The organism is Stenotrophomonas sp. STEN046 (genome assembly GCF_056759755.1).
Map to the genome: position 1 here is coordinate 1 of NZ_JBRRDR010000025.1, position 20,866 is coordinate 20,866.

A 20,866-nucleotide genomic window follows, 5' to 3' on the forward strand; every position below is an offset into this window, starting at 1 on the left:
CCACCGCGCGCGGTCGCCCGCAGGCCCCCCCCCTCCGCCGCCCCCCCCCCCCCCCCCCCCCCCCCACCCCGCCTTCGACAGTTCGCTGCGATCTGCCGGGACGGCGTTCTGCGCCGCTGTTGGTGGGGGTCGACCTTGGTCGACACGGTAGATCCACGCCATGCGTGGATGAATCCAAACGCGCCGACCGAGGTCGGCACCTACCGGGTCAGAGCCCCTGCATCAACGCCATCTGTGCCGAATGCGGAGCCTCGTCGGGGGCCGGGGTGCGCTTGTGATAGATGCCTTCGGCATCCAGCTCCCAGGCGTTGAGGTTGTCGTCCAGGTAGTTCTGCAGCACTTCGCGGTAGACCCGCTTGGCCAGTGCCGCATCGAGGATCGGGAAGCAGGTTTCCACCCGGCGCAGCAGGTTGCGTTCCAGCCAGTCGGCGCTTGCGCAGTAGAGCTCGGGGGCACCGTCGTTGCCGAACCAGTAGACCCGGCTGTGTTCCAGGAAGCGGCCGACGATCGAGCGCACGCGGATGTTGTCCGACACCCCCGGTACGCCGGGACGCAGGGTGCAGGCACCGCGGATGATCAGGTCGATCTGCACACCGGCCTGCGAGGCGGCGTACAGCGCACGGATCACCTGCGCCTCGTTGAGGGCGTTCATCTTGGCGATGATCCGCGCCGGGCGCCCGGCGGCGGCGATGCGGGTTTCGCGCTCGATGCGTTCCAGGATGCCGGTGTGCAGGGTGAAGGGCGACTGCAGCAAACGCTTGAGCTTCATCTTGGAGGCCAGCCCGGACAGCTGCTGGAACAGCAGGTGCACGTCATTGCCGATATCCGCATCGGCGGTGATCAGGCTCAGGTCGGTATACGCGCGGGCCGTACCACTGTGGTAATTGCCGGTGCCCAGGTGCACGTAGCGACGCAGCTTGCGGCCTTCCCGGCGCACGATCAGCAGCATCTTGGCGTGGGTCTTGAAGCCGACCACGCCGTATACCACCTGCACGCCGGCTTCCTGCAGCCGGTCGGCCAGGCCCAGGTTGGCTTCTTCGTCGAAGCGCGCGCGCAGCTCGACCACCACGGTCACGTCCTTGCCGGCACGCGCTGCCTGGATCAATGCATCAACGATCAGCGAATCCTTGCCCGTGCGGTACAGGGTCTGCTTGATCGCCAGCACGTTCGGGTCAAGTGCGGCCTGGCGGATCAGGTCAAGCACGGCTGCGAACGCATCGAAGGGATGGTGCAGCAGCAGATCCTTGCGGGTGACGGTTTCGAAGATGCCGTCGCTGTCGCGCAGGGTGCGCGGGGTCATCGGCGGATACTTCAGATCCGGCTGCGCGATCAGGTCGTACAGCTGGATGATGCGGTTGAGGTTGACCGGGCCGTCGATGCGGTACACCGCGTTCTCGGTCAGGCCGAAGTTCTGCAGCAGGGTACGCACGATATCGCGCGGCATGTCGTGGGCAATTTCCAGCCGCACCGCGGGCCGATAGCCGCGGTCGACCAGTTCATCGCGCAGCGCCAGCGCAAGGTTCTCCACTTCCTCCTCGTCCACCACCAGCTCGGAATTGCGGGTGACGCGGAACTGGTAGGCGCCCTGGACTTCCAGCCCGGGGAACAGCTCGTCGACGAAGGTGGACAGTACCGACGACAGGAACACGAAGTTCTGCGGGCCGCCCAGCTTTTCCGGCAGCTGGATGATGCGCGGCAGCGAACGCGGTGCACGCACGATCGCCAGGTGGCCGGCGCGGCCGAACGCATCGGTGCCCTTCAGCACCACCACGATGTTCAGCGACTTGTTGAGGATCTTCGGGAACGGATGCACCGGGTCCAGGCCGAGCGGCGACAGCACCGGCATGATCTCGTTGCGGAAGTAGGCACGCAGCCAGCGCTTCTGGCGATGGGTCCAGGAATTGCGACCGAGCACACCGATGCCGGCGTCCATCAGAGCCGGGCGGAGCGTCTGGTTCCAGCAGCGGTACTGCAGGTCCACCAGTTCGGCGGCGCGTTCGTGAATGGCGTTGAGGATGGCCTGCGGGCTCATGCCATCCGGTGCCGGCGGCAGGCCGAACTCCTGTGCGTGGCGCACTGCAGCGGCGCGGATCTCGAAGAATTCGTCGAGGTTGGTGCAGGAGATGCACATGAAGCGCAGCCGTTCCAGCAGCGGTACCAGCGGGTCCATCGCCTGCGCCAGCACGCGGAAGTTGAAGTCCAGCTGTGACAGCTCGCGATTGATGTACAGCGCCGGGTCGCGCAGCGGATCGCTGTCCGTGCTCACGGGGAGGGGGAGGGATCCGAGGCTGCTCATGGCGTCATTCTTCGAAAGAGGTCAGGGGGGCGGAATCACGGGGTCGTACATGATCGGCATCGAAATGGCAGGCAAACACCGAGCCCTTGCCGACTTCGCTGTCGATCTCCAGGCGGGCGTGGTGCAGGCCGAGGATGTGCTTGACGATCGACAGGCCCAGGCCGGTGCCACCACTCTCGCGCGAGCGGCTGCTGGACACCCGGTAGAAACGTTCGGTCAGGCGCGGCAGGTGCGTGGCGGGAATGCCATAGCCGGTATCACGCACCGCCAGCACCGCGCCGTCACCTTCGCGACGGAATTCAACGGCGACGCGGCCACCGGCCGGGGTATAGCGCACCGCATTGGTCACCAGGTTGGAGAAGGCGCTGTGCAGTTCCTTGGTCGAGCCCTGCAGGTCCACGCCGGCCAGGTCATCGATACTGATCTGGTGGCGACCCTGGCTGTGGGCCTCGGCTTCGCGGCGCAGGGTGGCCAGCATCGGCTGCATGGCCACCGTCTCGGCCTCGCTGTGTTCCTGCGATTCCAGCCGCGACAGGGTCAACAGGTCTTCCACCAGCTGGGCCATGCGCTGGCTCTGCTTGCGCATTTCCTCCAGCATCGGTCCGGTTCCGGGAAAATCCTCCGGGTCCATCATGTCCAGGTAGCCGTGGACCACGGTGAGTGGCGTGCGCAGTTCGTGCGAAACGTTGGCCACGAAGTCGCGGCGCACCTGTTCCAGGCGCAGCAGCTTGCTGACGTCGCGGGCGATCAGCAGCCAGTAGTCCGAAGAATAGGGAATCAGGCGCAGGTTCAGGCGTATCGCCGGATCGACCGGCGAGGGCACATCCAGGATCGGTTCGGCGTTGCGGCCCCCGGCCAGCCAGTGGGCCAGCGGCATCGGCTGCAGGCGTTCGACCAGCGCCTCACCCAGGTCGCCGGGGTGGTGCAGGCCGAGCAGGGCGGTGGCCGCTTCATTGAACCACTGCACGCGCTGGCTGTTGCGGTCCAGAACCACCACCGCATCGGGCAGCGCGGCCGCCGCGGCGCGATAGCTGCGCAGCATGTCCAGCAGGCGGCGCTTGCGCACGCGCATCTCCACCTGGTTGCGGTACAGCAGGCGATCCAGTTCGTTCCAGACCCCGGTACCTTCGGCAGCGGTATCCCAGCGCTGGCGCGCGGTCAGTCGGCGCAGCACGCGGCGCAGCCGCCAGTAATGCCACACCAGCGTGGCCAGTGCGGCCAGCGCGATGCACAGCCACAGGTGCCCAGAGAACCATCCGACCAGGCCGGCCAACAGCAACACGGTGGCCACGGTGGCCAGTGTCTTCAACCAGGCAGAGCGGATGTGGCGGGGCATTGCGGTCTCGTCGTGGGTTGCGGCGGTTCACGCAGGTGAACCGAGGGTTATAGCAGAGTTGCCGGCACCGGCACCGTGGGGTGCACGGTGCCGGCACGACGGGACTCAGGTGGCGGTGGAGAAGCGGTAACCGGCGCCGCGCACGGTCTGCACCATGTTTTCGGCATTGAACGGTTCCAGCGTCTTGCGCAGGCGGCGGATATGCACGTCGATGGTGCGTTCTTCCACGTACACGCTGCCGCCCCACACGTGGTCCAGCAGCTGCGCGCGGGTATAAACACGCTCGGGGTGGGTCATGAAGAAGTGCAGCAGGCGATATTCGGTCGGACCGATCGGTACCGGCTGGTCGTTGGCGAACACCCGGTGGGCAGCGCCATCGATGCGGATCGGGCCGACGGCCACGCTGCCGTCTTCGTCATCGTCGCGGGCGCGGCGCATGACCGCACGGATGCGCGCCAGCAGCTCACGTGCCGAGAACGGCTTGACCACGTAGTCATCGACACCGGCTTCGAGGCCACCGACGCGGTCGTTCTCTTCGCCGCGCGCGGTCAGCATGATGATCGGCACTTCGCGGGTCAGGGCTTCCTTGCGCCAGCGTCGGGCCAGGTCCAGGCCGCTGGTACCGGGCAGCATCCAGTCGAGCAGGATCAGGTCGGGAACGCGGTCGGCAATGGCCGTCTGCGCCTCCCGGGCGTCGCCGGCGTGGACCGGTTCGTAGTCGCCCTTGCGAAGGGCGAAGGCGACCATTTCGCGGATCGCGGGCTCGTCGTCGACGATCAGGATGCGTTTCTGCACGAGGACACCGTAGGGCTCAGTTACTGGAGTGGTGCCAGTAGACTACGGTTTGATGACACGTTTGTGACTAGCCGGGCGACATCTCGCATCTCTGCCATCTACCGGTCATGGCGTGCTCAGCGGCGATCCAGGTCCGGGTCCTGCACACCCTGTCGGCGCAGCTCCAGCACCGTGGGCGTGATCGACTCGATGCGGGCATCCACCCGTGCCCGGCCGATGTAGTCCAGCGCAGGGTTGCGCTTGAGTGCCTGCAGCTGCATCAGGGCCTGTTCCGGGCGACCGCCAAGGAAGGCCGCCTCGGCGTACGCCTCGCTGGCGCGCACGGTGTCACCGGCAAGTTCGCTGGCGCGGGCGTAGCGTTGCTGGAAGACCGGATCGTTACCGCTTTGCGACAGCAGCGGGCGCAGCATCGCCTGTGCGCGCTGGCCAGCCTCGCGGCCCCCCTGCTCGTTCAGGATTTCGGCATAGGTCAGCGCCACCGGCCGACTGTTGGGGTGGTCGTGCAGCAGTTGCTCGAAGCGCGCATTGGCCTGGCCCGCCTGGCCGGTACGCGATTCGGCCTCGGCCAGGGCCAGGGCGACCCACAGACTGTCCGGGTGGGTTTTCAGCAGGTCGGCCAGCGTCTGCCGGGCCTGGCTGGCCCCGCCGCGGCCGCCGCGCATGGTGGCCAGGCTCTGGCCATAGCGCTGGGCGTCGTTCAGGCCGTCCTTCTGCCGCCGCGCCAGATCGCTGTACTCGCGTTCCAGCTCCGGCGTGCTGTCGGCGCTCAACACGCGCAGGCGTTCGCGGGCCCACTCGAAATCGCCACTGGCACCCCGGCTGAGCTGGGCGATCGGTACCCGCAGCACGCTTCCGGGCAGCAGCGGGTTGCTGCCGCGCAGCAGCGGGTCGCCAAGGGTCGGATCCGCCGGGTCCACCCGCTCCCTGCGCTCGCCACCGGGGGTGCGCGTGGTCAGCAGCACCGTGTCCTTCTTCATCTGCTCGGCGCGAGCCTTGGCTTCACTGATACGGGTGGTGTTGACCGGGTGGGTGCGCAGGAAGTCGGGAACGCTGTAGCCCCCGTCGTTGCCGCGCATCGCCGAGGACATGCGCTCGAAGAAGCCGGCCATCGCATCCACGTCATAGCCGCTGCGTGACAACGTGCGGATGCCCAGCCGGTCGGCTTCGGATTCGTTGGAGCGGGTGTAGTCGATCTGCCGTTGCTGCATCAGGCCCATGCCCGAGCTGATCGCAGCCATGGTCGCGTTGCCCGAAGAAGAACTGTTGCTGGCCTGGGCGGCAACCACCGCCGCCAGCATGCCCAGCAGGATCGGGATCTGGTCGCGCTGCGCGCGCTCGACCCCGCGCAGCACGTGCTGCTGGGTGACGTGGGCGATTTCGTGCGACAGCACGGCGGCCACTTCGTCTTCGCGTTCGGCGGTCAGCACCAGGCCGGCGTTGACCCCGATGTAGCCGCCCAGCGTGGCGAAGGCGTTGATCTGGCGGTCCTTCATCACGAAGAAGGTGTAGGGCTGGCGCGGCTGGTCGCTGTTGGAGCCGAGCCGGGTACCCATGGTCTGCAGCCAGTCGTTCACCAGCGGATCGTCCAGCAGGTAGCCGTAGTTGCGCAGCTCGCGCAGCATCATCGCGCCGTACTCGGCCTGGCGGGCCGGGGTCAGCAGCTCGCCGGCCGAGGAGCCGATGTCGGGCAGCTTTTCCTGGGCCTGTGCCAGCGGGGCGGCCAGGGCCAGGGTCAGGGCGGCGGTGAGCAGCAGGGGTCGCAAGCAGGCAGTCCTCGGACAGGGCCTGCCCAGCGTGGCAGGGCAGGGGGCAACCATTCGTTAATCCACAGTGTTGCGGGCGTGGCGTGGAAATTCCAGCGCACCGGTACCATATATGGACCGTCGATCCATCGTGGAGTTTCCCGTGACAGCCCAGCCCACCGGCGCTACCCCCGCCATCACCATCTATTCCACCGCCGTCTGCCCGTACTGCGTGGCCGCCAAGAACTTCCTCAAGAGCAAGGGCCAGCAGTGGACCGAGGTCCGCATCGACCTGGATCCGGTCGAGCGCGAGAAGATGATGGCCAAGACCCGCCGTACCAGCGTGCCGCAGATCTTCGTCGGAGACGTCCACGTGGGCGGCTACGACGACATGATGGCCCTGCACCGCGAGGGCAAGCTCGAGCCGCTGCTGGCCGGGCAGGGACAGGCATGAGCGCGGCCGACGACGGCAGCAAGGGCCGCATCGCCGAGTTCACCGACTTCCGCAAGCGCATGAACGAACGCATCCTGGGCGAGCCCAACCAGGTGGTGCGGCGCTTCTTCGCGCTGGACACGCAGACCTACCAGGCCGGCGCGCTGGATGTGAAGACCAAGGAGCTGCTGGGCCTGGTGGCCTCGATGGTGCTGCGCTGCGATGACTGCATCAGCTACCACGTGGCCCAGTGCAAGGACGCCGGCGTGACCCGCGAGGAGTTCTTCGAAACCTTCTCGGTCGGCCTGGTGGTCGGCGGTTCCATCGTCATCCCGCACCTGCGCCGCGCGGTCGATTTCCTCGACCAGCTGGAAGGTGGCGCCGCCGCCCCCGAAGCACACGCGCATTAAGGTAGCGCCGGGCCATGCCCGGCGAGCACCTGAACGAAAAGCCGCCGGGCGCGCGCGGGGAGAGGCCTTTCCCGCGATCCCCCAGCCCAAGAGCCCCCTTGTTGTTCAAGGGGGCGCGCCCACAGGCGCGGGGATAAGGAGGGATGCGCGGGCAAACCGCAGAGCGGTTTGTTCAAAGGGGCGCGCCGACAGGCGCGGGGATAAGGTGGAAGGCGCGGGCAATTCTGCCTGAGCCGGGGACTGGGACCATGGTCTATTTGGGACCTCGGCCCCGGCTCAGGCATAATTGCGGGTGAAACTTCCTTTGCGCCGGCGTTTCCGGGCACGTCCGGACGGCGTTTTTCCCCCTGTTCGGAACATCGATCAATGACGCAGAAAATTACGGTCATCCGCGGCGACGGCATTGGCCCGGAAATCATGGACGCCACCCTCTACGTGCTCGACCAGCTCAACACTGGCCTGGAGTACGAAGATGCCGACGCAGGCCTGGTGGCCCTGGAAAAGCACGGTGACCTGATGCCGGCGGTCACCCTGGAGTCGATCGCACGCAACAAGATCGCGCTGAAGAGCCCGCTGACCACGCCGGTCGGTGGTGGCTTCACCTCCATCAACGTCAGCCTGCGTCGCCACTTCGACCTGTACGCCAACGTGCGTCCGGCCCACACCTTCCCGAACACCAAGTCGCGTTTCGACAACGTCGACCTGATCACCGTTCGTGAGAACACCGAAGGCGCCTATCTGGCAGAAGGCCAGGAAGTGTCCGCCGACGGCGAGACCGCCTTCTCGGGCACCCGCATCACCCGCAAGGGCTCCGAGCGCATCGTGCGCTACGCCTTCGAGCTGGCCCGCAGTGTCGGCCGCAAGAAGGTCACCGCGGTGCACAAGGCGAACATCATCAAGTCGACCTCGGGCCTGTTCCTGAACGTCGCCCGTGAAGTGGCCGCGCAGTACCCGGACATCGAGTTCCAGGAAATGATCGTCGACAACTGCTGCATGCAGCTGGTGATGCGTCCGGAGCAGTTCGACGTGATCGTTACCACCAACCTGTTCGGCGACATCATCTCCGACCTGTGTGCCGGTCTGGTGGGCGGCCTGGGCCTGGCCCCGGGTGCCAACATCGGCAAGGACGCGGCGATCTTCGAGGCCGTGCACGGCACCGCGCCGGATATCGCCGGCCAGGGCAAGGCCAATCCGTGCGCACTGCTGCTGGCAGCGGCACAGATGCTGGACCATGTTGGCCAGCCGGAAAACGCCGAGCGCCTGCGCAAGGCCATCGTGGCCACCATGGAAGCCAAGGATTCGCTGACCGGCGACCTGGGCGGCACCGGCACCACCATGAGCTTCGCCAAGGCCATCGCTACCCGCCTGTAAGCGGCCGGCGATCCTCGGACGGAACCACAGCGGGGCGCCTTCGGGCGCCCCGTTGCGTTTCACCGGCCGATAGATCCACGCCATGCGTGGATGACGGCATCTCCAAGCAAAACGATCTGTGCGAGAACCGCACAGATGATGTGCTCAGGGGCGGCTGGTTCGTGCGTCATCCGTTGCGCATCCTGTGCCCACTTTCAACCGCACAGGAGCTTGACCATGAACCTCACTGCTTTCGGCCTGGCCAGCCTGATCGGCATGGCCGCCACCGTCCCGGTCGTCGCTGCCGAGCCGGCCCATCCCACCATCCGCCATATGGCCGGTGCCCCGGTGGCGGCATCGCTGGACGCCGCCAGGACCGCGGTACTGGTGATCGATTTCCAGAACGAGTACTTCGACGCCAGCGCCGCCCCGGGCTTCGCCGGTGGCCGCATGGTCATTCCCGATGGCGTGGCCGCGCTGCGCCAGACCCGCCGCGTGATCGACTTTGCCGATGCCAACGGCATCCGCGTGATCCATGTGCAGCACGTGCTGCCGGCCGGCGCACCGCTGTTCGCACAGGGCAGCATCAACGCTGCTTTCCATCGCGACATGCAGCCGCGCCAGGGCGAGACCGTGGTGCAGAAGGACAACGTCAGCGTGTTCGCTGGCGCCTCGGCAGCAGTGCTGGACAAGGTGCTGAAGGACGCCGGCATCGATACCCTGATCGTCACCGGCCTGCAGACCCATGCCTGCGTGGCCGGTGCCGCCCGCGATGCCGCCGCTGCGCCGCGTGGCTACCGGGTGATCGTGGACGCCGACGCCACCGCCAGCCGCGACCTGGATCTGGCCGGCGGCCGGTCCATCGGCCATCGCGCGCTGCATGAAGCGACCCTGGCACAGATCGAAGACACCTTCGGCGATGTGATGAGTACCGATGCAATCCTGGCGCTGCCGGTGGCAGCCAGGAAGTAAGCACCGGGCCGTCCCGGCCGGATGGCTTGCTAAGCTGGCGGGGCCCGCATCCGGCGGGCCCCGTTTTCATTGGAGCCGCCCGTCGATGGACCATTTCGCCGCCCTGCGCGCGCTGCGCGCCATCGTCGATGCGGGCAGCTTCACCGCTGCGGCGGAGCGGCTGGGCACCACCCATTCGGCAATGTCACGGCAACTGCGGCAGCTGGAAGATCACCTGCAGGTGCGGCTGCTGGATCGCAACAGCCGGCGGCTGTCGCTGACCGAGGCCGGGCGGGACTACTACCGCGAGGCGGTGGCGCTGCTCGACCGCCTGGAGGCCGCCGACGACCGCGCACGGGTCGGCCAGGCCCAGCCCAGCGGGCGATTGCGGATCAGCGTGCCGCAGGTGGTCGCGAGTCAGGAGTTGCCACACTGGTTGCCGCCCTTCCTGCAGCGCTACCCGCAGGTGGCACTGGATCTGTCTGCCGATGACCAGCTTGTCGACGTGGTTGGCGGCGGCTTCGATCTCGCCCTGCGTATTGCGCCCTCATTGCCAGACAGCCAGCTGGTTGCCCGGGAACTGGCGTGCTGCCCGCGCATCCTTGTCGCCGCACCGGCCTATCTGGCACGGCATGGCCTGCCGCGGCAGCCCGTCGATCTGCAGCGGCACGCGTTGCTGGCATTCAGTCCAACCGCTGCAATGGCGCCCTGGCAACTGCACGGCCTGCGCGGCGCGAGCGCCGAGCTGGAGACCGGCCAGCGCCTGCGCGTGGATGCCACCCCGGCACTGTATGCCGCCGTGCTGGCCGGCATGGGCATCACCTTGTTCACCGAGCTTACCGTGCAGGAAGACCTGCGCGCCGGTCGCCTGATCCGCGTGCTGCCGACCTGGCACGGCGGCATGCGCCGCTACGTCGCGTTGTATCCGCATGCACGCGCGCTGGCGCCGAAAGTGCGCGCGCTGGTTGATCACCTGGCGGCACACTATGGCCGGTAGATCCACGTCATGCGTGGATGCGGTGCTGTTTCAGCCCGGCCGCATCATCCGGAACCGCTGCGCCGCGGTAATCCTGAAGTAGTCGGCTGGCCCGCCACCGCGCAGGATGGTATCGCTGGACGCGGTGTCGTAAATGCCATCGACAAGCAGGCGCGTGTCGATGTGCACCGCAACGACCTCCCCCAGTACCAGCCAGCCGTTGGTGTCGTTGCCGGCAATATCGCGCAGGCGCACGATCTGGGTGCAACGACACTCCATGCTCACCGGGCTCTGCGCCACGCGCGGCGCTGCAACCTGCTCCGACGCCAGTGGGGTCAGGCCGGCCAATACGAATTCGTCGACCTCGGCGGGCGCTGCACGGCAGGTTTCGTTCATCGCGTCGGCCAGGTCGAACGTCGCCAGGTTCCAGACGAACTGCCCGGTGGCTTCGATGTTGCGCAGCGAGTCCTTGCGGCCCTGGCTGCTGAAACCAATGATCGGTGGCGTGTAGTTGAAGGCGTTGAAGAAGCTGTAGGGCGCCAGGTTCACGTTGCCATCGGCATCGCAGCTGGAAATCCAGCCGATCGGGCGCGGACCGATGATGGCGTTGAAAGGATCGTGCGGCAGGCGGTGGCCGTCAGCCGGGCGGTAGCTGTGAAAGCGGGGAGGGCAGTGGTCGGCCATGGTGGGTGATTCCGTAGAAAGAAAAAGCCGCGACCCTCGCGGATCGCGGCTTGTCGTTTACTGCTTGGACCTGCTCAGCGCTGCTGGATCTTCGACAACAGGCGCAGGAATTCCACGTACAGCCAGACCAGGGTCACCATCAGGCCGAATGCGCCATACCACTCCATGTACTTCGGCGCGCGCTGGGCCACGCCGGTTTCGATGAAGTCGAAATCCAGCACCAGGTTCAGTGCGGCCACCACCACCACGAACAGGCTGAAGGCGATGCCCAGCCAGCTGGCGTCATGGATCACCGGCACGTTGATGTTGAAGAAGCCCAGCACGAACGACGCCAGGTACAGCAGGGCGATGCCGCCGGTGGCGGCGACCACGCCGAGCTTGAAGTTCTCGGTGGCCTTGATCAAGCCGCTGCGGTAGGCGATCAGCAGTGCGAACAGCGTGCCGAAGGTCAGCAGCACGGCCTGGAACACGATGCCCGGGAAGCGCAGTTCGAACACTGCGGAAATCGCACCCAGGAACAGGCCTTCAACCAGCGCGTACAGTGGCGCGGTGACCGGCGACCATTCCTTCTTGAACACGGTGACCAGTGCCAGCAGCAGGCCGCCGATCGCGCCGCCGATGGCGTACAACTTGGCGCCGGCCATCACCTGGCCGTAGTCGTCCACGGTCTGGTTCCAGGCGAAGGCCGCGGTGAGCACGGTCAGCAGCAACAGGATGCCGGTCTTGTTGACGGTGCCATTGAGGGTCATTGCCTGGTCGGGGTGGGTCACCACCGAGCCACTGGCCAGATCGAGGAAAGTCGACTCGGAAAGAGCCGGATTGCCGCTGCGCATGCGAGATCTCCGTGCGAATGAGGGAACGTTCCGGCCATCCGGCCGATGACCGCGAGCATAGCCGATGACCGCCTGCGATGCCGTGGCACTGTCCGGGCCCGCGCGGTTTGCGTTGACGTGCGGTGCATGCTTGGCGACAATGGCCAACTCCGCGGGCCTGGCCCGAGGGGATTGCAACACCGGGGTATAGCGCAGTCTGGTAGCGCGCCTGCTTTGGGAGCAGGATGTCGGGGGTTCGAATCCCTCTACCCCGACCAATCCCACGTCACGTCGGATTGGACACCGTTCCGGTTCGGGCGCCCGTAGCTCAACTGGATAGAGCACCGGCCTTCTAAGCCGGCGGTTACAGGTTCGATTCCTGTCGGGCGCGCCATTGGCGCGGTTCACCCGCAGGTCACCGGCGGATGTGAAGAAGTGCTTGCAAAAGCATGGAGACTCCACCAGAATGTCGGACTCGCTTCGGCGGATCGGAACTTCGGTGACAGTCCTCGGGCAACGTATCAAGTTTCAGCGCCGGCAGCATCGGCGGGGAAACGAAAGTTTCAGTGGTGGCTGTAGCTCAGTTGGTTAGAGTACCGGATTGTGATTCCGGTGGTCGGGGGTTCGAATCCCCTCAGCCACCCCACTGATTCAACCGCATCGGCATGGCCGAAACGGTATTGCAATAAACAGAAAGCACGTTACAATGTGCGTCTGAGTTTCAAGGGCTGTTAGCTCAGTTGGTAGAGCAGTTGACTCTTAATCAATAGGTCCAAGGTTCGAATCCTTGACAGCCCACCAAGACAGAAGCCATCGGGTCCGCCCGGTGGCTTTTTTCTTTCTGCAACACAGTGGCCGATCCCATTCCGCACGTGGCGTGGTGTGGCCTCCTCCGTGACATGCATTTCGATCACGGTGAAAAAAGTTCTTGCACCTCACGCGCGGATCGCGTCATAATTCGCCCCCCGATTTACGGGCTGTTAGCTCAGTTGGTAGAGCAGTTGACTCTTAATCAATAGGTCCAAGGTTCGAATCCTTGACAGCCCACCAGACGAAAGCCACTTGGTCCGCCAAGTGGCTTTTTTCTTGCCTGCGGCAACGCCGCAGACCTCGCGCCTGCGTGGAGCACGGCCGCACGCCCCGCACCATCCATGCGGGGCGAGGGCCTTCTGATGAAGCAACACTGAAACCCGCGTCAAACGCGACATCGGCATTTTCAATGCTGTGCGCTGTATCTCACCAATCGCTGGCCGTATCGCTCCCAATGGAAATTCCGCGCAATGGCGCATGCATGAGGAGTGGTTCGATGGCAGTCAATACGCGTGTTGTGGGTATGGTGCTGTGCGGCGGATTGGTGGTTGCGCTGTCAGCATGCAAGGCGGACGATGCGGCCCCAGCGGTGGCAGCACCGGATCATGCGCAGCCGGTCGAGCGGTCTGCCGATGCAGACCATGTTGCTGCGCAGCCGGTCGACGCGATGATGATGGGGCCGGCCGAGAGTGCAGGGCAGGCGGCACCTGCCGATGCGATGGAAATGAAGCGTTCTGAAGACGGCTCGACGCTGCAGATCCGCAAGGTCGACGCCGCCACCGCCGATGATGGTGGCGCGGCAATGCCCGCCAAGCCCGCGCACTGACCGGGGCCGGCCTGGGCGACGATACGCACCCGGGCCGGTTTTATCGGTCTCCAGGCGGGTTCAGCTTTGTGCAGGCCTTCCCCTTGTCGTCCCCGCCTGCAACAATGAGCGCCTGTGCCGGCCACGCGAAAGTGGCGGAATTGGTAGACGCCCTGGATTTAGGTTCCAGTGCCGCAAGGCGTGGGGGTTCGAGTCCCCCCTTTCGCACCAGGCCGGCCCGTCTCCCCGCCCCATCGGGCGCCGCGCCCCTCCCTGTACCCGACCCTGCTGGCGGCGCCGCCCGAATTGGGCGAAACTAAAGGGCTGCGGCAAGCAGGCGCGTCATCGACGTCGTGTCCTTACAACCGTTTCATCCATCATCGAGCCGGGGGCCCATGCGCCGTCGGTGGCAGGAGTCAACATGCAAGCTTCGATCGAAACCATCGGCAACCTGGAACGCCGCCTGAGCTTCTCGCTGCCGGAAGACCGTCTGCAGAGCCACATCAACGGCCGCCTGGGCGAAATCGCCCGTACCACCCGCATCAAGGGTTTCCGTCCGGGCAAAGTGCCGGCCAAGGTGATCGAGCAGCGCTTCGGCGCGCAGGTCCGTGGCGAGGCGCTGGACGGCCTGCTGCGCGAAACCTTCGATGCCGCCGTGCGTGAGCACGACCTGCGCATCGTCGGCAGCCCGCGCATCGACAAGGGCGAGGAGGGTGAATTCTCCTTCGTGGCCACCGTCGAAGTGGTGCCGGACTTCGGTGACATCGACGTCAGCAAGCTGACCGTCGTGCGCCACACCGCCGAAATCAATGATGCCGACATCGATCAGATGATCGAGAACCTGCAGACCCAGCGCCGCAGCTGGAGCCCGGTCACCCGTGGCGCGCAGGACGGCGATCTGGTCGCACTGGAAACCTGGTCGCAGGCTGGTGAAGAGCGCCTGCCGGTCGAGGGCACCGAGAAGGGCAGCATCGTGCTCGGCCAGGGCATGATGTTCGAAACCATCGAGCAGGGCCTGGTCGGCCTGGCCAAGGATGAAGAAAAGACCCTGGACGTCGAGTTCCCGGCCGACTGGCGCGTGCCGGCGCTGGCGGGCAAGACGGTGCAGGTCACCGTCAAGGTCACCGACGTCTCCGAGCCGGTCGTCCCGGCGGTCGACGAAGCCTTCATCAAGAGCTTCGGTGTGAAGGGCGGCGACGTCGAGCAGTTCCGCAGCGACATCCGCGCCAACCTCGAGCGTGAGCTGAAGGGTGCACTGATGAACCGCCTGCGTCGTGAAGTCGGCGAGCAGCTGATCGCGGCCTACGCATCGGTGGAAATGCCGCCGCGCCTGGTCGAGAACGAAGCCCGCGCCATGCTGGCCCAGCAGGTCGAGCAGATCCGCCGCAGCGGTCGCAACCCGGGCGAGATCCCGGCCGACGCCCACGAAGGCTTCAAGGACGCCGCTGCCAAGCGCGTGCTGGTCGGCCTGGTGGTCGGCGAAGTGGCCCGCAGCAACGATCTGCGCCTGGAGCCGAAGCGTCTGAACGAAACGATGCGTCTGATCGCCTCGACCTACGAAGAGCCGGAGCAGGTCATTGAGATGTACCGCAACGACCCCCAGCTGATGTCTGGTCTGCAGAACCGTGTGATGGAGGAGCAGGTGATCGACTGGATCGCCGAGCGCGCCCAGCACACTGAAGAAAAGCTGTCGTTCCAGGACGCGATCCGCCAGTAATCCCGGGCGGATCCCCGGATGCCCCGCGCCAGCCCTGGCGCGGGGTTGTTTCCCCCCAAGATAGGTGCCTCACGAAATGGACAACCGAACCAAAGCCCTGAACATGGTTCCCATGGTGGTCGAGCAGACCAGCCGCGGCGAGCGTGCCTACGACATCTATTCGCGCCTGTTGAAGGAGCGCCTGATCTTCCTGGTTGGCCCGATCGATGATCACATGGCCAATGTGGTGGTGGCGCAGCTGCTGTTCCTGGAAGCGGAAAACCCGGAAAAGGACATCAGCATCTACATCAACTCGCCGGGTGGCGTGGTCACCGCCGGCATGGCGATCTACGACACCATGCAGTACATCAAGCCGGACGTGAGCACCATCTGCGTCGGCCAGGCCGCCTCGATGGGCGCGCTGCTGCTGGCATCGGGTGCGGCGGGCAAGCGTTATGCGCTGCCGAACTCGCGGGTGATGATCCACCAGCCGCTGGGCGGCTTCCAGGGCCAGGCCACCGACATCGACATCCACGCACGCGAGATCCTGACCCTGCGTGCGCGCCTGAACGAAGTGCTGGCCAAGCACACCGGCCAGTCGCTGGAGACCATCGCGCGCGATACCGAGCGCGACAACTTCAAGAGCGCGGTCGATGCCGTTGCCTATGGCCTGGTGGACCAGGTCCTGGAACGTCGTCCGGAAGAGTCGATCCAGGCCGGCTGAGCGGCAACCACGGGGCCATGAAAGGCCCCGTTCCTGCAGGGTCGGACGGACTGGTGTCCCTCCGGCCCTGTGCTATTCTCGAATCGAACCCCCGTTCAGCGGGTGGGGTAACTGGGTAAGCGAAGCATGAGCGAAGACCGCCAAGGTCGTTCCACGGACACCGGCAAGATCCTCTACTGCTCTTTCTGCGGCAAGAGCCAGCATGAAGTGCGCAAGCTGATTGCCGGTCCGAGCGTGTTCATCTGCGATGAGTGCGTGGAGCTGTGCAACGACATCATCCGTGAGGAACTTGAGGAAAAGGCGCAGTCGGCGCGCAGTTCGCTGCCCAAGCCGCGCGAGATCCTCGAGGTGCTCGACCAGTACGTGATCGGCCAGAACCGCGCCAAGCGCACCCTGGCTGTGGCCGTGTACAACCATTACAAGCGCATCGAGAGCCGCCAGAAGAACGACGAGGTCGAGCTGGCGAAGTCGAACATCCTGCTGGTCGGTCCGACCGGTTCGGGCAAGACGCTGCTGGCCGAGACCCTGGCCCGCCTGCTCAACGTGCCGTTCACCATGGCCGACGCCACCACGCTGACCGAAGCCGGTTACGTGGGCGAGGACGTGGAGAACATCATCCAGAAGCTGCTGCAGAAGTGCGACTACGACGTCGAGAAGGCACAGCAGGGCATCGTCTACATCGATGAAATCGACAAGATCTCGCGCAAGAGCGAGAACCCGTCGATCACCCGCGATGTGTCCGGCGAAGGTGTGCAGCAGGCCCTGCTGAAGCTGATCGAAGGCACCGTGGCCAGTGTTCCGCCGCAGGGCGGGCGCAAGCATCCGCAGCAGGAATTCCTGCAGGTGGACACCAAGAACATCCTGTTCATCTGTGGCGGCGCGTTTGCCGGCCTGGACAAGGTGATCCAGCAGCGTTCCAACGACGCCGGCGGTATCGGCTTCGGTGCCAAGGTCAAGAGCAGCGAGCGCAAGGTGGAAGTGGGCAAGGTGCTGGCGGAAGTCGAGCCGGAAGACCTGATCAAGTTCGGCCTGATTCCCGAGTTCGTCGGCCGCCTGCCGGTGGTCGCGACCCTGGAAGAACTGGACGAGCCGGCCCTGATCCGCATCCTGACCGAGCCCAAGAACGCCATCACCAAGCAGTTCAAGAAGCTGTTCGAGATGGAGAACGTCGAGCTGGAGTTCCGGCCTGACGCGTTGTCGGCCATTGCCAAGAAGGCGCTCAAGCGCAAGACCGGCGCCCGTGGCCTGCGCACCATCGTCGAATCGGTCCTGCTGGACACCATGTACGACCTGCCTTCGCAGGAAAACGTCAGCAAGGTTGTCGTGGATGAATCGGTGATCGAGCACAAGTCCGAGCCGTACCTGATCTACCAGACCCCACCGGCCCCTGAACAGAAGGCCGCTGGCGCCGAGTGATTCTTTCAAGTTGTTGAATGGAAAGAATTTTATCGGAACGTCTTGCATCTGAAAGCCGATGGCCCCATAACGGGGCCATCGGCTTTTTTTGTCTCCGGAAGATGCCCTCCCGGAGACGGTTTTCCCCTTCCCTGGAGCCCCCATGGCCCGTTCCCCAAGTGAGACCCTCGACCTGCCGGTCCTGCCGCTGCGCGACGTAGTGGTATTCCCGCACATGGTCATCCCGCTGTTCGTCGGCCGCGACAAGTCCATGCACGCGCTGGAACAGGCGATGGAAGCTGACAAGCGCATCCTGCTGCTGGCGCAGAAGTCGGCCGAGACCGATGACCCGCAGGCGGCCGATCTCTATCAGGTCGGTACCCTGGCGCAGGTGCTGCAGCTGCTGAAGCTGCCCGACGGCACCATCAAGGTGCTGGTTGAAGGCCTGTCGCGCGTGCAGGTGACCAGTGTCAGCGAACGCGATGGCTCGCTGCACGGCCAGGCGGTGGAGATCGATGCCGCCGATCCGCGCGAACCGCGCGAGATCGAAGCGATCGCCCGCTCGCTGATGTCGCTGTTCGAGCAGTACGTCAAGACCAACCGCAAGCTGCCACCGGAGCTGCTGCAGACCCTGGCCGGCATCGATGAACCGACGCGGCTGGCCGATACCATCGCCGCGCACATCAGCGTGCGCCTGTCGGACAAGCAGCGCCTGCTGGAAACGCTGGCCGTGGGCGAGCGCCTGGAGATGCTGGTCGGTCTGGTCGACGGCGAGATCGACGTGCAGCAGATGGAAAAGCGCATCCGCGGCCGCGTGAAGTCGCAGATGGAAAAGAGCCAGCGCGAGTACTACCTCAACGAACAGATGAAGGCCATCCAGAAGGAGCTGGGTGATCTCGACGACGCACCGGGTGAGCTGGAAGAGCTGGCACGCAAGATCGCCGAAGCAGGCATGCCCAAGCCGGTGGAGACCAAGGCGCGCAACGAGCTGAACAAGCTCAAGCAGATGTCGCCGATGTCTGCCGAAGCAGCCGTGGTGCGCAACTACCTGGAGTGGCTGCTGGGCGTGCCGTGGAAGAAGCGCAGCAAGGTGCGCAAGGACCTCAAGGCCGCACAGGACACCCTCGACGCCGATCACTACGGCCTGGAGAAGGTCAAGGAACGCATCCTTGAATACCTGGCGGTGCAGTCGCGCGTGAAGCAGATGAAGGGGCCGATCCTGTGCCTGGTCGGTCCGCCGGGCGTGGGCAAGACCTCGCTGGGCCAGTCCATCGCCAAGGCCACCAACCGCAAGTTCGTGCGCATGTCGCTCGGCGGCGTGCGTGACGAAGCCGAGATCCGTGGCCACCGTCGTACCTATGTCGGTTCGATGCCGGGCCGCATCGTGCAGAACCTCAACAAGGTCGGCAGCAAGAACCCGCTGTTCGTGCTGGACGAGATCGACAAGATGTCGATGGACTTCCGTGGCGATCCGTCCTCGGCGCTGCTGGAAGTGCTGGATCCCGAGCAGAACAACGCATTCAACGACCACTACCTGGAAGTGGACCTGGACCTGTCCGAAGTGATGTTCGTGGCTACCTCGAACTCGCTCAACATTCCCGGCCCGCTGCTGGACCGCATGGAAGTGATCCGCATCCCCGGCTACACCGAGGACGAGAAGCTCAACATCGCCACCCGTTACCTGGCACCCAAGCAGATCAAGGCCAACGGCCTGAAGCCGGAAGAGCTGGAGATCGGCAGTGATGCCATCCAGGACATCGTGCGCTACTACACGCGCGAATCGGGCGTGCGCAACCTGGAGCGCGAGATTGCCAAGATCTGCCGCAAGGTGGTGAAGGAAATCGCGCTGGCCGGCCCGCAGCCGGTGAAGGCGAAGAAGGGTGCGAAGAAGTCCAAGGCGCTGGTGAGTGTGTCCAGCAAGAACCTGGACAAGTACCTGGGCGTGCGTCGTTTCGACTTCGGTCGTGCCGAAGAAGAGAACGAGATCGGCCTGGTGACCGGCCTGGCCTGGACCGAAGTCGGCGGCGATCTGCTGCAGATCGAATCGACGCTGGTGCCGGGCAAGGGCCAGCTGATCCTGACCGGCCAGCTTGGCAACGTCATGAAGGAATCGGCGTCGGCGGCGTTGTCGGTGGTGCGTTCGCGCGCTGTCGGATTCGGCATCGATCCGGAGTTCCTGCAGAAGCACGACGTGCACCTGCACGTGCCCGATGGTGCAACTCCGAAGGATGGCCCCAGTGCCGGTGCGGCGATGGTGACGTCGCTGGTGTCGATGCTGACCAAGGTGGCCGTGCGCGCCGATGTGGCAATGACCGGCGAGATCACCCTGCGTGGTCGCGTGACGGCGATCGGTGGCTTGAAGGAGAAGCTGCTGGCAGCGCTGCGCGGCGGAATCCGCACGGTGATCATCCCGGAAGAGAACCGCAAGGATCTTGCCGACATCCCCGCCAACGTCACCCGCGATCTGGAGATCGTGCCGGTGAAGTACATCGAGGAAGTGCTCGATCTGGCGCTGGAACGCCCGCTTGCACCGAAGAAGACGCGCAAGAGTGCGCAGCGTGTCACGGTGCGCAGCAAGGCCAAACCCAGTGGAAACGCCCGCGTCAAGCATTGATGCGTCCTGTCGAAATGCTTGAAACCCGCGTCGTTGCTGGCTTTCCAGCTTGCGTGGGGGTAGGGCCGCTGGTATAAAAGCAGCACTCGCGAATGAGTGATCGCAGTCGGCGCTCACTGAATTCGGCGAACCGTTTCCACATGGCGACCGCATGCAGATGTCATGCGGTTGCTTCCCTGTCGAATAAGCGGAACCCACCGCCAAAGGAGTTGTACAGAATGAACAAGACCGAATTGATCGACGCCGTTGCTGAAGCCGCCGACCTGACCAAGGCCGAGTCCAGCCGCGCTGTCGATGCCGTCGTTGCTGCCGTCACCAAGGCGCTGAAGGACGGCGATGCGGTCACCCTGGTTGGCTTCGGTACCTTCCAGGTCCGCGACCGCGCTGCCCGTACCGGCCGCAACCCGAAGACCGGCGACACCATCAAGATCGCTGCTTCGAAGAATCCGTCGTTCAAGGCTGGTAAGGCCCTGAAGGATGCTGTAAACTAAGCGGCTCGCTGGGGTGCTTAGCTCAGCGGTAGAGCGTCTCCTTTACACGGAGAGGGTCGGGGGTTCGAAACCCTCAGCACCCACCACAGCACCGCGGTAAAGTTTGAAATGTGGAGCGGTAGTTCAGCTGGTTAGAATGCTGGCCTGTCACGCCGGAGGTCGCGGGTTCGAGTCCCGTCCGCTCCGCCATTTTCAACGAGGCCCCCGGCCGAAAAGCTGGGGGCCTTGTTTTCTCTCCAACCTCTGGGTTGTCGGGAAAACAAAGAGGTTTGCAATACGGAGCGGTAGTTCAGCTGGTTAGAATGCTGGCCTGTCACGCCGGAGGTCGCGGGTTCGAGTCCCGTCCGCTCCGCCATTGCACAACTCTTAAATCCTCGTGAAAAAACTTTGAAAAAAGTGTTTAGCGGGGTAGGTTTTCAGGAAGTCTTCGGATATACTGAGCGCCTGCAAAGTTTCAAGCGCGGAGCGGTAGTTCAGCTGGTTAGAATGCTGGCCTGTCACGCCGGAGGTCGCGGGTTCGAGTCCCGTCCGCTCCGCCAACTCTAA

Annotated in this window: 17 protein-coding genes and 10 tRNA genes; 21 read left to right on the top strand and 6 right to left on the bottom strand. The window is 65.0% G+C overall.

The window, feature by feature from the left end; genetic code table 11:
* Positions 1-208: 208 nt before the first annotated feature.
* The 4 genes from ppk1 to ACVOLJ_RS12670 all read right to left on the bottom strand — a co-directional run bounded on the left by ppk1 (position 209) and on the right by ACVOLJ_RS12670 (position 6,190).
* Complete coding sequence (ppk1, locus tag ACVOLJ_RS12655) at positions 209-2,296, bottom strand: polyphosphate kinase 1 (protein WP_481564259.1); 2,088 nt, start codon at positions 2,294-2,296, stop codon at positions 209-211.
* Between the two features lie 4 nt (positions 2,297-2,300).
* Complete coding sequence (gene phoR / locus ACVOLJ_RS12660; RefSeq protein WP_481564260.1) at positions 2,301-3,632, bottom strand: phosphate regulon sensor histidine kinase PhoR; 1,332 nt, start codon at positions 3,630-3,632, stop codon at positions 2,301-2,303.
* 105 nt (positions 3,633-3,737) lie between these two features.
* On the bottom strand, positions 3,738-4,427 hold the full coding sequence (gene phoB / locus ACVOLJ_RS12665) for a phosphate regulon transcriptional regulator PhoB (RefSeq protein ID WP_475281324.1): 690 nt from the start codon (positions 4,425-4,427) through the stop codon (positions 3,738-3,740).
* Between the two features lie 116 nt (positions 4,428-4,543).
* The gene (locus ACVOLJ_RS12670; RefSeq protein WP_481564261.1) at positions 4,544-6,190 is read right to left on the bottom strand and encodes a M48 family metalloprotease; all 1,647 of its coding nucleotides are present in this window, start codon (positions 6,188-6,190) and stop codon (positions 4,544-4,546) included.
* A 142-nt stretch (positions 6,191-6,332) separates the two neighbouring features.
* Here ACVOLJ_RS12670 and grxC point away from each other — a divergent pair, with 142 nt between their 5' ends.
* The 5 genes from grxC (at position 6,333) to ACVOLJ_RS12695 (ending at position 10,310) form a co-directional block, all read left to right on the top strand.
* Positions 6,333-6,623, top strand: a complete 291-nt coding sequence (grxC, locus tag ACVOLJ_RS12675) for a glutaredoxin 3 (RefSeq protein ID WP_475281326.1) — start codon at positions 6,333-6,335, stop codon at positions 6,621-6,623.
* Positions 6,620-7,012: a carboxymuconolactone decarboxylase family protein gene (locus ACVOLJ_RS12680; protein WP_475281327.1), complete on the top strand. Its 393-nt coding sequence runs from the start codon at positions 6,620-6,622 to the stop codon at positions 7,010-7,012. Before grxC ends, ACVOLJ_RS12680 begins: the two co-directional genes overlap by 4 nt.
* Positions 7,013-7,378: 366 nt before the next feature.
* Entirely contained in the window at positions 7,379-8,383 is a 1,005-nt protein-coding gene (locus tag ACVOLJ_RS12685) for an isocitrate dehydrogenase (protein ID WP_475281328.1), read from the top strand.
* Positions 8,384-8,599: 216 nt separating this feature from the next.
* Positions 8,600-9,334, top strand: coding sequence for a cysteine hydrolase family protein (locus ACVOLJ_RS12690; RefSeq protein ID WP_481564262.1), 735 nt, complete (start codon positions 8,600-8,602; stop codon positions 9,332-9,334).
* 85 nt (positions 9,335-9,419) lie between these two features.
* On the top strand, positions 9,420-10,310 hold the full coding sequence (locus tag ACVOLJ_RS12695) for a LysR family transcriptional regulator (RefSeq protein WP_481564263.1): 891 nt from the start codon (positions 9,420-9,422) through the stop codon (positions 10,308-10,310).
* 30 nt (positions 10,311-10,340) lie between these two features.
* Here ACVOLJ_RS12695 and ACVOLJ_RS12700 read toward each other — a convergent pair whose 3' ends face one another.
* Both ACVOLJ_RS12700 and ACVOLJ_RS12705 read right to left on the bottom strand, forming a co-directional pair.
* Complete coding sequence (locus ACVOLJ_RS12700) at positions 10,341-10,973, bottom strand: flavin reductase family protein (protein WP_481564264.1); 633 nt, start codon at positions 10,971-10,973, stop codon at positions 10,341-10,343.
* Positions 10,974-11,047: 74 nt separating this feature from the next.
* A complete protein-coding gene (locus tag ACVOLJ_RS12705; protein ID WP_475281332.1) occupies positions 11,048-11,806 on the bottom strand; it encodes a Bax inhibitor-1/YccA family protein in 759 nt (252 codons plus the stop codon).
* A gap of 180 nt (positions 11,807-11,986) precedes the next feature.
* On the opposite strand from ACVOLJ_RS12705, the gene ACVOLJ_RS12710 reads away from it, so the two are divergent.
* From ACVOLJ_RS12710 to ACVOLJ_RS12785, 16 genes are all read left to right on the top strand, one after another.
* Positions 11,987-12,063: transfer RNA gene (locus ACVOLJ_RS12710), tRNA-Pro, on the top strand.
* A 39-nt stretch (positions 12,064-12,102) separates the two neighbouring features.
* Positions 12,103-12,179, top strand: a tRNA-Arg gene (locus tag ACVOLJ_RS12715).
* Positions 12,180-12,354: 175 nt separating this feature from the next.
* Positions 12,355-12,431: transfer RNA gene (locus ACVOLJ_RS12720), tRNA-His, on the top strand.
* 79 nt (positions 12,432-12,510) lie between these two features.
* Positions 12,511-12,586 (top strand) — tRNA-Lys (locus tag ACVOLJ_RS12725).
* 173 nt (positions 12,587-12,759) lie between these two features.
* Positions 12,760-12,835, top strand: a tRNA-Lys gene (locus ACVOLJ_RS12730).
* Between the two features lie 214 nt (positions 12,836-13,049).
* Positions 13,050-13,421: a hypothetical protein gene (locus tag ACVOLJ_RS12735; protein ID WP_481564265.1), complete on the top strand. Its 372-nt coding sequence runs from the start codon at positions 13,050-13,052 to the stop codon at positions 13,419-13,421.
* A gap of 125 nt (positions 13,422-13,546) precedes the next feature.
* Positions 13,547-13,631, top strand: a tRNA-Leu gene (locus ACVOLJ_RS12740).
* Positions 13,632-13,821: 190 nt separating this feature from the next.
* Positions 13,822-15,117, top strand: coding sequence for a trigger factor (gene tig, locus ACVOLJ_RS12745; RefSeq protein WP_481564266.1), 1,296 nt, complete (start codon positions 13,822-13,824; stop codon positions 15,115-15,117).
* Positions 15,118-15,193: 76 nt separating this feature from the next.
* Positions 15,194-15,820 (top strand): ATP-dependent Clp endopeptidase proteolytic subunit ClpP, encoded by a 627-nt coding sequence (clpP, locus tag ACVOLJ_RS12750; RefSeq protein WP_025878142.1) that lies wholly within the window; start codon positions 15,194-15,196, stop codon positions 15,818-15,820.
* Between the two features lie 126 nt (positions 15,821-15,946).
* Positions 15,947-17,236 (top strand): ATP-dependent Clp protease ATP-binding subunit ClpX, encoded by a 1,290-nt coding sequence (gene clpX, locus ACVOLJ_RS12755; protein ID WP_475281335.1) that lies wholly within the window; start codon positions 15,947-15,949, stop codon positions 17,234-17,236.
* 142 nt (positions 17,237-17,378) lie between these two features.
* Entirely contained in the window at positions 17,379-19,829 is a 2,451-nt protein-coding gene (lon, locus tag ACVOLJ_RS12760) for an endopeptidase La (RefSeq protein WP_481564267.1), read from the top strand.
* Positions 19,830-20,047: 218 nt separating this feature from the next.
* The gene (locus tag ACVOLJ_RS12765; RefSeq protein ID WP_004146343.1) at positions 20,048-20,320 is read left to right on the top strand and encodes an HU family DNA-binding protein; all 273 of its coding nucleotides are present in this window, start codon (positions 20,048-20,050) and stop codon (positions 20,318-20,320) included.
* An 11-nt stretch (positions 20,321-20,331) separates the two neighbouring features.
* A tRNA-Val gene (locus ACVOLJ_RS12770) sits at positions 20,332-20,406 on the top strand.
* A 26-nt stretch (positions 20,407-20,432) separates the two neighbouring features.
* Positions 20,433-20,509 (top strand) — tRNA-Asp (locus tag ACVOLJ_RS12775).
* An 89-nt stretch (positions 20,510-20,598) separates the two neighbouring features.
* Positions 20,599-20,675, top strand: a tRNA-Asp gene (locus tag ACVOLJ_RS12780).
* A 107-nt stretch (positions 20,676-20,782) separates the two neighbouring features.
* Positions 20,783-20,859 (top strand) — tRNA-Asp (locus ACVOLJ_RS12785).
* The last annotated feature ends 7 nt before the right edge of the window (positions 20,860-20,866 follow it).

Excerpts from the sequence above, each read along its gene's own strand:
- ACVOLJ_RS12685 (WP_475281328.1), top strand. The coding sequence starts at position 7,379 with ATGACGCAGAAAATTACGGTCATCCGCGGCGACGGCATTGGCCCGGAA.
- ACVOLJ_RS12700 (WP_481564264.1), bottom strand. The coding sequence starts at position 10,973 with ATGGCCGACCACTGCCCTCCCCGCTTTCACAGCTACCGCCCGGCTGAC.
- clpX (WP_475281335.1), top strand. The coding sequence starts at position 15,947 with ATGAGCGAAGACCGCCAAGGTCGTTCCACGGACACCGGCAAGATCCTC.
- ACVOLJ_RS12735 (WP_481564265.1), top strand. The coding sequence starts at position 13,050 with ATGGAAATTCCGCGCAATGGCGCATGCATGAGGAGTGGTTCGATGGCA.
- ACVOLJ_RS12765 (WP_004146343.1), top strand. The coding sequence starts at position 20,048 with ATGAACAAGACCGAATTGATCGACGCCGTTGCTGAAGCCGCCGACCTG.
- lon (WP_481564267.1), top strand. The coding sequence starts at position 17,379 with ATGGCCCGTTCCCCAAGTGAGACCCTCGACCTGCCGGTCCTGCCGCTG.
- tig (WP_481564266.1), top strand. The coding sequence starts at position 13,822 with ATGCAAGCTTCGATCGAAACCATCGGCAACCTGGAACGCCGCCTGAGC.
- clpP (WP_025878142.1), top strand. The coding sequence starts at position 15,194 with ATGGACAACCGAACCAAAGCCCTGAACATGGTTCCCATGGTGGTCGAG.
- ACVOLJ_RS12705 (WP_475281332.1), bottom strand. The coding sequence starts at position 11,806 with ATGCGCAGCGGCAATCCGGCTCTTTCCGAGTCGACTTTCCTCGATCTG.
- phoR (WP_481564260.1), bottom strand. The coding sequence starts at position 3,632 with ATGCCCCGCCACATCCGCTCTGCCTGGTTGAAGACACTGGCCACCGTG.
- ACVOLJ_RS12690 (WP_481564262.1), top strand. The coding sequence starts at position 8,600 with ATGAACCTCACTGCTTTCGGCCTGGCCAGCCTGATCGGCATGGCCGCC.
- ACVOLJ_RS12680 (WP_475281327.1), top strand. The coding sequence starts at position 6,620 with ATGAGCGCGGCCGACGACGGCAGCAAGGGCCGCATCGCCGAGTTCACC.
- ppk1 (WP_481564259.1), bottom strand. The coding sequence starts at position 2,296 with ATGAGCAGCCTCGGATCCCTCCCCCTCCCCGTGAGCACGGACAGCGAT.
- ACVOLJ_RS12695 (WP_481564263.1), top strand. The coding sequence starts at position 9,420 with ATGGACCATTTCGCCGCCCTGCGCGCGCTGCGCGCCATCGTCGATGCG.